At 49.2% G+C, this 14,511-nt stretch carries 10 protein-coding genes; 3 read left to right on the top strand and 7 right to left on the bottom strand.

All coding sequences use genetic code 11. The features are described 5' to 3' along the window. Window positions 1–73 precede the first annotated feature (73 nt). Entirely contained in the window at window positions 74–1,621 is a 1,548-nt protein-coding gene (locus tag ABD836_RS13580; RefSeq protein ID WP_344936859.1) for a cytochrome P450, read from the top strand. 83 nt (window positions 1,622–1,704) lie between these two features. Further along, window positions 1,705–2,148: a PaaI family thioesterase gene (locus ABD836_RS13575; protein ID WP_344936857.1), complete on the top strand. Its 444-nt coding sequence runs from the start codon at window positions 1,705–1,707 to the stop codon at window positions 2,146–2,148. Window positions 2,149–2,195: 47 nt separating this feature from the next. Here ABD836_RS13575 and ABD836_RS13570 read toward each other — a convergent pair whose 3' ends face one another. The 7 genes from ABD836_RS13570 to ABD836_RS13540 form a co-directional block, all read right to left on the bottom strand. After that, window positions 2,196–4,568: a TonB-dependent receptor gene (locus tag ABD836_RS13570; RefSeq protein WP_344936855.1), complete on the bottom strand. Its 2,373-nt coding sequence runs from the start codon at window positions 4,566–4,568 to the stop codon at window positions 2,196–2,198. 309 nt (window positions 4,569–4,877) lie between these two features. Beyond that, window positions 4,878–6,533, bottom strand: coding sequence for a glucose-6-phosphate isomerase (pgi, locus tag ABD836_RS13565; protein WP_344936853.1), 1,656 nt, complete (start codon window positions 6,531–6,533; stop codon window positions 4,878–4,880). Between the two features lie 70 nt (window positions 6,534–6,603). Further along, window positions 6,604–7,524, bottom strand: a complete 921-nt coding sequence (locus tag ABD836_RS13560) for a carbohydrate kinase family protein (RefSeq protein WP_344936851.1) — start codon at window positions 7,522–7,524, stop codon at window positions 6,604–6,606. Between the two features lie 4 nt (window positions 7,525–7,528). Then, entirely contained in the window at window positions 7,529–9,067 is a 1,539-nt protein-coding gene (locus tag ABD836_RS13555) for a mannitol dehydrogenase family protein (protein ID WP_344936850.1), read from the bottom strand. A gap of 75 nt (window positions 9,068–9,142) precedes the next feature. Continuing rightward, on the bottom strand, window positions 9,143–10,858 hold the full coding sequence (locus ABD836_RS13550; protein WP_344936848.1) for a purine-cytosine permease family protein: 1,716 nt from the start codon (window positions 10,856–10,858) through the stop codon (window positions 9,143–9,145). Between the two features lie 160 nt (window positions 10,859–11,018). After that, window positions 11,019–11,978, bottom strand: a complete 960-nt coding sequence (locus ABD836_RS13545) for a sugar-binding transcriptional regulator (protein ID WP_344936846.1) — start codon at window positions 11,976–11,978, stop codon at window positions 11,019–11,021. A gap of 57 nt (window positions 11,979–12,035) precedes the next feature. Beyond that, on the bottom strand, window positions 12,036–12,707 hold the full coding sequence (locus ABD836_RS13540; protein WP_344936843.1) for an HAD family hydrolase: 672 nt from the start codon (window positions 12,705–12,707) through the stop codon (window positions 12,036–12,038). A 510-nt stretch (window positions 12,708–13,217) separates the two neighbouring features. Between ABD836_RS13540 and ABD836_RS13535 the strand changes: the two genes are divergently transcribed. Beyond that, window positions 13,218–14,489 (top strand): hypothetical protein, encoded by a 1,272-nt coding sequence (locus tag ABD836_RS13535; protein WP_344936840.1) that lies wholly within the window; start codon window positions 13,218–13,220, stop codon window positions 14,487–14,489. Window positions 14,490–14,511 lie beyond the last annotated feature (22 nt).

Here is a 14,511-nt window from a genome sequence, read left to right as displayed (position 1 = left end):
ATACACAACAAACCATTTACGAGCATAGACTATCAGTGTCACCTAAAAGGACTTAGTCCTGAGGCGCCGCTTGTTGGCAGCGCCCGACCCCACCCGCAAAGCGATCACCTCTTTTTATCGTGAAAACCACCCCTTAGAACGCCACTGGCACCCACCGACCACCACCGTCGCCTGCCGACTAGACCACGCGGGGCCTGCTGCCATAGTGTGCTCACTAGAATTCGCCGCCCAGCTTTGGCCACGACCAGCAACGAGGAAAACCATGAGCAGTCCGAGCACTGATTACGAAGACTATCCCCGCCGCGCGACCCGTAAGATTAAACATATTCCCGGCAGCAGCGGCCTGCCCTTGTTTGGCCAGACGTTTAGCTTTTTACGCAACTACAAGGCCCTGACCGCCGAGCGCTATAAAAAACACGGCCAAATCTCGCGCGGCAATACTTTGTTCCAACACAGCCTCACCCTGCTCGGGCCAGAGGCCAATGAAATTGTACTTAAGAACAGCGAAGGCCAATTTTCTAGCCGACTAGCATGGAACCCTTTGCTCGACCGCCTGTTCCCCAACGGTTTAATGCTTAAGGATGCCGATGCCCACCGCTATGATCGTAAGATCCTGCAGGGGGCATTTAAGAAAAGCGCCATTGAAGGTTATTTAGACACCATGAACCCCCACCTTGAAAGCGGGCTAAAAGCCTGGCCCCAAGGCAAGGAGTTTCATTTCCAGCACGCGGTTAAGCAATTACTGCTAGAAGTCGCCGCTGAAGTTTTTCTTGGTGTCGAAATGGGCGATGAAGCCGCCGAGGTGAATCAGGCCTTTGTCGATGCCATGCAAGCATCAATGGCGGTGGTCAAGCTCGACATACCCGGCACACTTTGGCACCGAGGCTTACGCGGCCGCCAAAAACTCGAAGACTTTGTAATGGCGCATATCGACGCCAAGCGCAGCGGCCAAGGCCGCGATATTTTCTCGCAGATATGCCACGCCACTGACGAAGATGGCAATCAATTTTCTGATGAAGCCGTTCGCGACCACATTATCTTTTTACTTTTTGCCGCCCACGACACCACCACCAGCACGCTGTGCTCAATCGTTTACGCCTTAGCCAAAAACCCCGAATGGCAGCAGCGCCTGCGCGAGGAATTTAAGGCCGTTGGCAAAGCTCAATTAGAATACGACGACCTTGGTCAATTAGACGACACCAAGCTGGTATTTAAAGAAGCACTGCGCATGTACCCGCCTGTGCCGGGTATTCCCCGACGCACCGTAAAAGACATGGAGCTGTTTGGCTACCAGATCCCCAAAAACACCGCCGTCGCAATCTCGCCGTTATTTACCCACTATATGGAAGAGTACTGGACCGAACCCAACCGCTTTGACCCTGAGCGCTTTTCCAAAGCCCGCGCCGAAGACAAGAAGCACTTTTTCCAGTGGGTGCCTTTTGGTGGTGGCGCGCACAAATGCTTAGGGCTTAATTTTGCTGAAGTGCAAACCAAGCTATTCCTATTTCACCTTTTGACGCGCTATCAAATAAAGGTGAAGGATGGCTATGAAATGCCGCGCACGTGGGTGCCGCTGATTTTTCCTGCGGACGGTTTGCCAGTGAGTTTCGACGCTCTCTAGTACATATTGCTCTTTAAACGAAGCGCGGCGCTCGGCAACGGGTGCCGCTTTTTATTGCCACACTATATTGCGAGTAAAACACCATGACTAAGGACTTTTTCCCGGAGTGCAGTGAATCCGACTGGCAGATTATGCCGATGGTCGCCGGCCGCTCTTTTGATGCCAAAATGGGACCGTTTGAATTTCGTAAAACGGCCGAGGGCAAAGCACAAGCCCGATTCAAGACCGATGACGACTGCCGAAATATTCAGTACGGCTTACACGGCGGCTATCTCGCCGCCTGTGCCGAACAAGCATTTTACTTACCCCTCTACACCGACCGCTGCGTTGCACTGGGCCGGGTAGTAACCATCGATTTTAATATGCAATTTCTGCAAGGCGGCGACATTGGCAAAGACCTTATTGCCGACATAGAACTGATGAAAGAAACCGGCCGCATGGGCTTTACCCGAGGCACGCTAAGCCAAGGCGGCCAAGCATTGTGCAGCTTTAGCGCAACATTGCGCAAGCTCCCTCCCCAGGCATAAAAAAGCCCAGCACGAAGGCTGGGCAAAAAAACAAACAAGCGCTTTACTTAAAAACGTAACAAACCTTCAACAGCAACACTGCGCGGTGCATCGGTAGCCGCGAAGTGCGCGCCTACAAATAATGGCACGTCGTTACCACTTGAGCGGGTTATTTCATTGGTCAGGTTCTTACCAATCAACGCCACTTCCCAACCCTGACCAAAGTGCAGCAGTGACAGGCGGCCATTGATTTTGTAATAAGCCTCCTGCAAATCTGACTCATCACGGTCTTGGGTGTAAAAGTACTCGTCGCTGAAATTCAAATCCAGCTGCAAACGCAATTCCATCGCATCGCCCACCGGCTGAACATACTGGCTGGTTAAGCTCGCTGACACTTCGGGAGCGTAGTCTGTGCCTTCGCCAGACAGGTCCTGACGGCAGTCAGGGTTGCCCGCACGGTAGGCCGCGTCAGTTTGTTCCGCATTACACGGACCGTTGGTGAACGAGGTAAAGTAAGAATCTAGCCATGCCATTGAGGCACCAAGGGTTAAGCGCTCGTTCAATGCCCAACGCAAATCTGCCTCTACACCCTGCGTGATCGATTCCGCCGCATTACCCGCTACATAGCCTGTTAAGGTGAAGTTACTGACCTGACGATCCATGAACTCCGTGTAAAACAAGGCGGCATTAAAGGTTGCTGCGCCATCGAGCAAGGTGGTTTTTACACCAAGCTCAAAGGTATCGGCCTCTTCATCTTCATAGGTAAAGGCGTCTTGGCTTGCGGTTGTGTCACTGGCGTTAAAACCACCGTCCTTAAAGCCTTTAGCGTAACGGAAATAACTCATCACATCTTCGGCTGCATACCATTGCAGGTTGAAGGCCGGCGACACATTGGCGACTTTGCGCGAATTGTTAATATTGTGGTTTTCAGAGTTATTCAAGGCACCAGCAATAATCGCATATAGCGGATTAACGGTGCGCTCTCTAGAACGAAATTCAGCCACATCTAAATATTTGGTGGCAACTTTTTCATCCTGCCCCCAACGAAGACCAAACGTCGCGCTGAGCGTCTCGGTGATATTCCATGTTGCCTGACCAAACACGGCAACGCTGTCAGTGGTCTGATCAAACTCAGTATACGTGGCCAGCTGTGTTGGCAGTGATATGGTTAAACCGGGAATCGGCAATGTGCTTGGTATGCCCAGTGCGGCAAAGTCCAAGTTAAGCCACAGCGTACTGTTCAGCTCTTGGGTGTGCGCGTACACACCAGCGATAAAGTCCACGCGCTCACCAGCGCTACCCGCAATGCGGAATTCCTGGCTGAACTGGGTAAAGTCCTCGGTATTCTCGGTGCCGATAAACTCAAGGTCAGTAAAATCCGCGTCGAGGTTAAAGGTGAAATCAAAATGCGAGTAACCCGTGATACTTGTCAGCGTCATGGTATCCGACACTTCATAATCTAGCGTGAATACTGCTGCATCACTGTTGTTCTGGGTAAATGCCGGCTGCCACGCAAACTGTCTATCAGACTTGCGGCCGTCAAGCTTACCGTCTTCGCGAGGATCGATTTCATCTTCTAAGTTAAACGACAACAGCGGTAGCGGCAGCGAAATAGGCAGATCAATTGGCAGCGCGATATTAGACTGGTACAGGTTAAATGTACCGGTATTATCGGTGAGCTGGAAGGTTGTGCCTTTTAAGCCAAAATCAGACTGTTCGAGCTTTAGATTCACATCCAGTTTATCGCTCGCGTCCCAACGCAGTGCCAAGCGCAGCGATTCATCAGCGCGCTGGGCCTCGTCGCGGTCGAGAATAAAGTTCTCAACGTAGCCGTCTTCCACTAAGCGCTTATAGGCAGCGCGCACAGCAAAGCTATCACCCAATGGCACATTCAGTACGCCGGTGAACTCTTTACCACCAACCTCAGGGTTGTACTGGTAGCTCACCTCACCACCAAGCTCTTGGTTCGGGCGGCTCGTACTAATATTTACCGCACCTGCGATGGTGTTCTTACCAAAAAGTGTGCCCTGCGGCCCCTTCAGGACCTCAACCAAAGCAATATCAAGAAAAGGAGCCTGAAATTGCTGGCCGCGACCGGCGTAGATGCCATCAATAAACATACCGACCGATTGCTCAAAACCGCGGTTATCGCCCGAGCCAACCCCGCGAATATAGACCGCGTTACCCTGACCAGTAACCGCCATTTTAAAATTAGGAACATACGCGGTAAGTTCTTCAATACGCTGTAAACCGGCATCACGTATTTTGGCGCCGTCGACGGCCGCCACGGCGATGGGTACATCCTGCAAGCTTTGCTGCTGTTTCTGCGCCGTAACAATTACTTCTTCTAATTGCGCGCGGGGTGCATTATCTGCGGCAAGTGCGGCGGAAGGCAAAATCGCTAACGTTAGCGCACGGCCCCATAGTCTACGGTTAATCATGGTCGATCCTTCTTGGTATTATTCAACAGCATAGTGACGCAAAGTCACATCGGGGGATTGTTTGGAGATGCCAGCTGTGTCGCCGCACGACATAAGTGCAGGCAATCTACGCCAAGGAGTGTGGGCAGACGCACGAGAAAATACAAATAAGCTTATATGACAGCACGCTAATACACAGCGCTGCTAAATTGTTACAAAAAGTAGGGGTGACTGCGGGCTGCGTATTCCACGCCAGTTTTCTTATTGGCGCTCAAGCGGCCCGAGCATTCGGGACCGCCGCTACGAAAGAATCGAATGAAAGGACGCTCTTCAGCTCTGCCGCAAACGTGCCAGCAGTGCATTCGTTGACGGGTCGTGTTCGGCGGCACGGGCGTTCGGGTCAAGCATTTCGCTCAAGATTTGCGAGGCCAGCTGCTTACCTAATTCCACGCCCCACTGGTCAAAAGAATTAAGCCCCCAGATTACGCCCTGACAAAACACCTTGTGCTCGTACAGTGCCACGATACTGCCAAGCACCTTCGGGCTTAGCTCCGGCATGAGCAAGAAATTGCTCGGGCGATTTCCCAGCATGGTTTTATGCGCGACCAGTAAGTCGAGCTCTTCTGCTGGCAGGGAGGATTTCGCCAATTCGACGCGAAGCTGCTGCGCCGATTTACCGCACATCAAGGCCTCGGCTTGCGCCACGGCATTGGCCATGAGTATTTGGTGCTGCTCAGCATGCGCTGGCGCCTCGTGCGCAGTGGGAACCAAGAAATCACAGGGAATAAGATCTTGGCCCTGATGAATTAACTGGTAAAAAGCGTGCTGGCCATTGGTACCCGGCTCACCCCAGATGACAGGTCCAGTTGCCCAGCCGGATGCCGTACCGTCTTTTTTAATAGACTTGCCATTGCTCTCCATATCCAATTGCTGCAGATACGCGGGCAAACGCGCCAACCGCTGGCTATAGGGCAATACCGCGTGGCTTTGCGCATTGAAAAATTGTCGATACCAAATACCGAGTACCGCCATAATCACCGGCATATTCTCCCGCAATGGCGCGGAGCGGAAGTGATCGTCCATTTCCTCGGCGCCGGCCAGCAGCTCATCAAAGCCTTCTGGCCCGATCGCCATCGCAATTGGCAGCCCGACCGCAGACCACAGCGAGTAACGGCCGCCCACCCAATCCCAGAAACAAAAAATCTGATCCTCGGGGTAGCCTAGCGCCTTGGCCGCATCGGGCCGGGCAGTAACCGCCAGCATATGCTGGCGCCAGGCCGTATCGTCTGCCGCCAAACCCAATCCAGAAATTAACCACTGCCTCGCTAACGACGCATTCGCCAAGGTCTCTTGGGTGGTAAAGGTTTTAGAGGCAACAATAATCAACGTCGTCGCCGGGTTTAAGTCAGTCAGAATGTCGCTGATCAGCACTGGGTCGACATTGGACACAAAGTGCAACGTTGGTCCGGTACGGGCATAGGGCGCCAGTGCCTGACTCAGCATTGCGGGCCCCAGGTCTGAGCCGCCAATACCAATATTAATAACATCGCTAATCGCTTTGCCGCTAGCGCCACGCAATTTACCGCTGCGCACTGCGTGCGCACAATCAGCAACGCGCCGGCGCTGCTCACGGATACCGGGCATAACATCAGCGCCTTCGGCCATAACGGCATCTGAGCCGTTGTAGCGCAGCGCGGTATGCAACACGGCGCGCCCTTCGGTATTATTAATGGCCTCGCCGGTAAACATCGCATCCCGCGCGGCACCCAGCCCGGAAGCCTCCGCAAGACCAAAAAGATTCTCCAGCGCGCCATCATCTATACGGTTTTTGGAATAATCGAGAAGCAAATTCGCTGCAGACAGCGAATAACGCGCGACTCGCTGCGCGTCGGCGGCAAATAAATCGCGCATATGCACGGGCTGCAAGCGCGTGTAATCTTGCTGAAGCAGCGGTAAAAAAGACATATTTGATAACGAAACTGACATAACGTAATTTCCTATAGCGTTAAACTTAGCCGCAGCCTCTTATAATTAAAAATACTCGCAGGCCTGGCTACTACGCAGGATTCATAAACTGCTGAACATCTTCGATTGAAAATTGCGGCGTTGCACCGTGACTCTGTGCAACCATCGCGCCAACAGCACAGGCAAAATCAATAGCGTACTGCGCGTCTTCGGTACTGCATAGCTGATAAATCAACGACCCTAAAAAAGAATCACCGGCACCAACGGTATCAACAACATCGATTACATAACCTGAATTATAGTAATTTTTATCGCCCACTTTCAGCTGCGCGCCGTGTGGCCCTTTGGTGACGCATATATAGGTGGTATTCGTTTTATCGGCTATAAACTCAATATACTCATCTAAGGAGTCAAACTCGACCCCCAGCGCCCCGGCAATTTCATACAGTTCATCATCATTGAGTTTTATGCAGTCAGCGACGTTCATAAGCTCAAGCAAGGTATCGAGGTGATAATGCGGTTTACGCAAGTTCACGTCAAAAACATTGAACTTAGCGACCTCAATGAGCTTGCGCAGGGTTTGCAATGATACGTGGCTGCGTCCAACCAAGCTACCAAATACAAAGATATCACACGATGAAACGCGCTCAATAAGCGCCGGTGTTAGCGCAATATTATCCCAGGCGGTATCGGCAACAATCTCGTACGACGCCGAACCGCTCGCGTCCAAGCTCACCTCAACAACGCTGGTTTTCTTGCTTGGGCTTACTGCAACAAAGTCACGCGCCAAGCCGCGCGCGGTCATATCATTGAGTAATTCTTCGCCTAAGGCATCGGCACCTACGGCGCTTAGCATCTCCGCGTCTACGCCCAAGCCCTTTAAGCGCAGGCATACATTAAGCGGCGCGCCACCTAGGCGCTTACCGCTCGCAAAATAATCCCACAGCACTTCGCCAAAACAACTGACGGAAATTTTCTCAGCCGGTTTATTGATTGAAAACACACCTGACATCAGATCACACCCCGGCTACGAGCTTACGCTTAGAAGCAAGCACACTATTCATAACGTTCTTAATATCGCTAGGCGAGGAATACAACGCATCAATTGAGGTGGTATAGGCCTCGGTAAACTCAGTGCACTCAATCAAATTAGCAAACAAACTCCGAATCTTCAAAAACGACAGCTTATCCACGGCGGTTTTACGCGCGTAGGCCGCTAATTCCGTTTCCATTGCGTCTTGAATCTCTATTGCCATTTGCGCTTGGTTTACCCCTTTATCACTGTAATAACACCATGCAGCAACGACCAAAATGGCTAACGATGTGTCGCGCCCGGCCTCAATATTCTCAAAAATGGATGACAGTAAAAATTTCGGTAACTTGGCGGAGCTCTCTGAACAAATACGAACAAGACTGTCTTTAATATTCGGATTCGCAAACCGCTCAATTAACGTGTCTTTATAGTCTTCCAAATCAATACCGCTGAGCTCATCCAGCAAAGGCGTGACTTCTAAATCCATAAATGCGCGCAAATACTGTGCAAAACACGCATCAGACACGGTTTCGTCAATCGTTTCATAGCCATAAATAGAACCAAGCAAACCCAATACCGAATGCCCAGCGTTCAATAGCCTAATCTTCATTTTTTCAAAAGGCGTAACATCGCTGACAAACTGAGCCCCAACTCGATCCCAATTCGGTCGGCCGCTGCAAAAATCATCCTCAATAACCCATTGCGTAAAGGACTCACAGGTAATCGGCCACAGATCGATTGCCTGAAAGGTGTTTTCTACATAATCAATGTCTGTCTTGCTTGTTACTGGCGTAATACGATCCACCATGGCATTCGGAAAAGACACATTGTCTTCTATCCATTGACTTAAGACAGGGTCTTGCCGCTTAGCCAATATCGTAATTATCTTCCGGGTAATCGCGCCATTGTGTTGAATATTGTCGCAAGATTGCACTGTAAAGGCGGCCATACCGCTGGTCATACGCTTTTTCAGCGCCGCAATAATATAGGCGAATGCGGTTATCGGATCATCGGGGTGCTGAATATCGTGACGAACATCCTCATTATCAAAATCGAAATCGCCTGTCTCGGAATCGAGATGATAACCGCCCTCGGTAATGGTAAGAGAGACAATTTTGGTATCACTATGCGCCAATTTATCGATTACTTTCTGCTTATCCTCCGGCGCGAAAATAAAATCGATCATTGAACCGATAATTTTATTGTCGATCTTGCCGTTTGGATGACGCACCACCAAGGAATAGAGGTAGTCTTGTTTTACGAGGATGTCTCGTAAGTCACGATTACACTCCAACAAGCCAACGCCACAGATACCCCAATGCTCAGAACCCGGCGACTTCAATAACTCATTAAGATACGCGGCCTGATGCGAGCGATGAAAGCCACCAACACCAATATGAACGATACCCGCCTTAAGCAAGCTACGGTCATACGCGGGAACATCAATATGACTAGGCAAACTTGCCAAAATTGACGAGTTCAAAAAGCCCTTATTCACTTGTCCGTGCGGTGCAGTATTCATATTCTACGCTCTACAAATTGGTTGATAACTAACAATAATATTGTGCACTAATGCGGCGTAATAGCGCCGCACGCGTTAACTATTTAGCTTTTTCTGACGACGCAATGAAGTATATGCACTACCAAAATAGGCAATGGTGAAAATAAAGCAATAAGTCTCAAACTGAGATTTGTTGACGCTGTATATCTCCATATTAGAACTGAAGAACATGACCTGGCAGGCGAATCCAGCAATAATCAGCAGCGACACTACGGATATCGCGTTTAACACCTTACTAACTGTGCTGGTATCAACCACAAAGTCTTGGTCGTGAACAGCCTGGGCATCCTGAAATGCAACTATCTGTTTTTGTTCAAGCTCTTCCGCCGCGATCTCTACACTGTAGTTTTTGTCCGCGCCATATTTTTTAGCCAACAAGGTATACGTAACAATGGTAAACATCCATGTAGGGATAAATAGATAGTAGAACGACATTACATCGAGCGCGTTCAATCCAAAACCAAAAATAAGCGCCAATGCCCAAGAGCCAATCGCCGGTACACTGCGGGAAATGTTCTGATACTTCGCCCAATAGCGAGTTAAGCCAATTTTAGGGAACAAAACATGCTCAGCAAACACAATCCCGCCGACAGGAACCACCAACAGACCGGCATACGTCAACAGCGGCAACATCTGTGAGAATACAAAGGGGAAACAGGCGATAATAACCGTAACAACCCCCACAACCGCGGTGGTTTTTTCTCGCGAATGATTAGTAAAAATAGACTGCGCAGCCAAGCCAGCGCGATACAGGTTTGCGTTAGCAGTAGTCCAGCCCGCAATAATAATAATGACAAAACCCGTTAAGCCCAGTGCGTGATAGGCAACATCGCCGGGATCTAAAGTCGTAATCGTCGTTTTTAGAAGAACTGCCGCGCCAGCGCCCATAATACCAGCGGAAATCCACGCAATATAATGTCCGAAAAACATGCCTACGCCCGACAACAAACCGTAGCGCTTGCGCTTGGCAAAGCGAAATATCGCCATATCAATCAAGCCAAAATGCGTAATTGAGTTCGCCGCCCAGGCAAAGCCAATCACTTCTAACAGCCCTATACCCTTCTCGCCACTGCCAGTAACGCCGGTCCATATAGAGCTATCGCCTATCGCAATAAAATCGGACCAATTAGTCACAGCAGTATCGCCTAACACATGGAAGGACAACCCGGGGAACAAGTTGAATGAGCCCGCGATAAAAATAACAAACAGCCAGGGCGCGCAGATCTTAGAAAAGTCGGCCACGGTCGAGAAGCCGTACATCGCAACGAGTACAACAATAGAGCCCATAGCAATAACAATAAGGACAAACCAAAAGCTGCTAGGATACCAATTGAGCTGTGCGGGTATATTAAACAGAAATCGAACAGCAGTAGACGACACCGTGATCATTGCCGCCGATATCACCGAGAAAATAGCGACGTTAGCCCAGTTATAAAGCTTGGTCATCGAGTTGCCGGCGATTTTGTTCAAGTAGTTGTACAAACTCAGTCGCGTTTCTACCGCAATTGGAGCCGTTAACAACCACCACGAACACATGGCAAGTAAGTTACCAATTAACAAACCGAGCAAAATATCTTTTGTCGCAGCACCTAAAGCAACAAAGGTCGCACCAATAACAAACTCGGTCGCAGCAACATGCTCACCAGCATATAGCCCAGCGAAATGCTTCCAACCATGCAACTTATTGTTTGCTACGGGTAATTGTTCTTCATTCACGCCACTAAATTTTTTATTAATTAGATTGCCGGCCATTTTATGCCTTCCTATTCACCAGATATCATTATCGCAACGCGGATACATGACATTATTTTTAAGATAAAAATCGACAGTGCTGAAACGGCAACCACTTCGCCAATAAAGCTTAGCCAAGTCGTAACAAACATAGCACATCGATCTCCCGATACGACTACTTCTAAGCTAAATTGAGTAACACTTTTGCCGTGTATTCATTCGTAATAAGGGAATTAATCAGCCTCCCTTTCAGGGCGGCATGAATAGCTACAGCTTTATTTTCTCCGGCAGCAATTCCATACACCGGCTTTGCAGAATTTACCGTTAACGGCGCACTAACCACTCTTTTATTAGTTTCGTTCTTAAGCAGTTTGCCGTTGCCGTCATACAGCCAACTGATGATTTCACCTTTCGCACCGTCATTCACAACGACATCTAACTCATCGCCGCTTATGAAGCCATCTAAAAGCAACGGTGAATTTTCGCTTATCTGACCTACGCCCACAAAGGTCACGTCCGCTTGTTCGATTAAACTAAGAATACTCTTTACTGGTTGTAGACTATGGAGCATCTTCTTTTCTTGCACAGATGATGCGATAACAGGGAGGGGCATGGGGTAATGCTTGGCATTAACGCGATTAGCCATGGAGACAACAATATCAAATGCCGATGCAGCGCCATCTGACATCATATTACCCAGCATGGAAACTAACTTATGGTGTTGGCATTGCATCGCTGGCAACTCATCGATACAGGCTTTTAAGGCCCGGCCGGTACCAAATGCCAGTATTTGTGGTTTCTCAGATTTGAGGTAGCGTTCTAGTATTGCGGCGCCACACTGGGCAAGTCCATGACTCCCATTGGGTGAAGCAGGGTCACTGGGAACGACTTCACAATCAAGCATAGAGAACTTTTCTTTAAGCTCTTGAGCTAATTCCATGCATTGAGAAACAGGATGTTCTAGCCGCACTTTCACCAAGCCTTCGCTAACGGCCAGTGCGACTAAGCGTTGCGCCGACTGTCGAGACACTTCAAGTTTTTGCGCAATTTCGTCTTGAGTATTCTTGGCTACGTAATAGAGCCAGGCTGCGCGAGCCGCATCGTCCAGACGTTTTAATTCAGAGTTCGACTTATTATCCATTGTGATACCCTAACCATTATTTTTGTACTTGCACTTATCTTATGCAGTGTCGATTAATCAGCGGTTGATTACTGGCAGCAGATCCGCGAAATTTTTCCAGTGTTGTAACACCGGCACATCCGGAAACGCCTCTAATACCGTTGATGAAGAACCGGAAAGATGACGACCGCCGGTATAATGAATTACCTGCATACCCGCTGACGAGGCTGCAGTAACGCCGGCAAGACTGTCCTCAATAACTAAACACTCGTTCGGCAAAACGCCCATTTCTCTTGCAGCATGCAGGAACAAATCTGGCGCAGGCTTACCTAACTTTACCTCCTCAGCGGTAAATACCTTGGCAGCAAAAAATTGCGCCAAACCACTAACACGAAGTGCTTCGCTGGTACGTTCGGGGCTACTGCTTGTCGCCACACAAAATTCCAACTTAAGTCCGGCCAGCAATGCTTCAATGCCCTCAGTCGGCTGCAGTTCGCGTCTAAATTGCTCAAGCAGAACTGCGCGATATTCAGACTCAAAGGCGGTCGGTAAACTGACATCGAAATTATCTAATATCTTTTCTCGGACCGACTTGAAGCTACAACCAAGGAAGTGACGTTGAACATACTGAATATCTATATCGACACTCAGCTCGCGCAATGTTTCAATTAGTACCGTGGCGCTAATAATTTCGCTATCAATCAATACGCCATCGCAATCGAAAATAATCAGCTTTGTATTTTTATTCATTGCCATACCTATAACTTCTCGCGTCGACAGCAACACAAACAAGGTGTTGCTACGATCAATAAAGCTCGCCAAGCGAAAGTCATCTGATACCGCCGTAACTTCACACCATTCTCAGCTCGATACACGCTGAGCATTAGCTCATTTAATGAGCACATTCCCACAGCCAAGCCATAATGTCAATCTCTTCGCCACCGCAAAACATCGATCTTTGGCTCACCGAAGGCCCCTGGCTGTATTGCCCTCCACCTAGGCAAGGACACAAGCAAGCCAACACAAATAACTTAAACTATTGATATATATAATTTTATCTATCCCCCTCGAAATAAGCAGAAGATTGCACTCAGCACAAAACTTGACGATCAACGCCCGTATTGAGAATATGCCCAACAAGTGAGCGAACGCCCATATCGGTTAACTCAACCAGAATGCCACGAGTTTTCGCTCACTACATCTGCACCAAGTAACAATAATCAGACCTGCAAAGCCAGGCAAAACAGCAAGGTAATTACCATGAAAAACAGAAGCATAAACCCACTAATCAACAGCTTTTTCACCCTAGGAATTTCCTGTATAACACTGGTTAATCAGGCAAATTCCGCAGAATTCTTTGATGACAAAGTCCACGCAAAATTAATGTTCATGCAGGGTTTTCAAGCAATAGAGGCAAATTCAGGTGCCTTTGCAATAAGCAATACCGATATGGCACCGGGCTTTCAGCGGCTACGCTTTAACATTGAGTTAGCGGTTAAAATTCACGACTACGTTACTGCCTACGCTGACCTCGGCGAGGAACCAAACGATTTTGGTACTGACGACCAATTTGAAATTTCACAAGATCTAGGATACATCGATCTCGACATTTTTGGTCTAGCGGGACGCGCGCAACAAGATCAAAGCTGGCTTTTTAGAGCAGGAAATATCGTATCCACGGTATTTGATTACCGTGGATACTCCGACGGCGCCGCCGTACAAAGCAACCCTCTCATTGGCAACTCCCCTATCGATTTTGTAACGGCAGAATCTGGCATTCAAAGTTTGTGGTCACATAAGGTGTCCGGTTCGGGCATCACGCAAGTGAACGCCGACATTGGCTTTACAGTACCAACGTTCTTTGAAGACTACAGTGGTGACCGGGGTTTCAACACCTTTGGTCGTCTTTCGCTTAACACCGATTTCGGCTTAGATTTAGGCCTAGGCTGGTTTATCAGCAGCCTAGGTGATCAAGTCGCCAATCGCGCCTTTACTGACGTACAGACCGCCGGTCTAATTCAAGGTGATGGCGACAACTATAATTTTGCGGCGTCGGGCGCAAGCTCCCGCGACACCCACGCCGGTTTGCTGCCAGGCTTAGACGCGAGCATTTTGCAAATCAACGCCCACTACCAAGCCAGCCCAAATACCGCGTTTAGAGCGTGGGCCGGTATTGCGAAAGATGACTTTAGTTTCGTCGACGGCAATGGAGAGCAAACCGTCGCTAGCCAAGCAGTTGCCTACCAAGAGCTCGAGAGCGAGATTAACTACTATGTCATAGAGGCAACGCAATACATCAAGCCCAATCACCTGTACATCGCATCACGCTATAGCTCCGTTACTAACAAGAGTAGCGCTATTTCTGGCAACAAAGACCTTAGCCGTATTCAACTCGGCCTAGGTTGGTGGCTAACGCAAAACACCTTGTTTAAAACAGAATACGTTAAACAAGCCGAAGGAAATGCCTCTGCCGGGCAAATCGGCGCTGACTGGGATGGGCTAACGGCAGAGCTATCAGTGATTTTCGACTAAGCGCCCTTTGCGTCTGCCTTAA

The organism is Zhongshania borealis (assembly GCF_039539625.1).
Lineage (GTDB): Bacteria > Pseudomonadota > Gammaproteobacteria > Pseudomonadales > Spongiibacteraceae > Spongiibacter > Spongiibacter borealis.
This window is presented reverse-complemented; position numbering and strand designations above follow the sequence as displayed.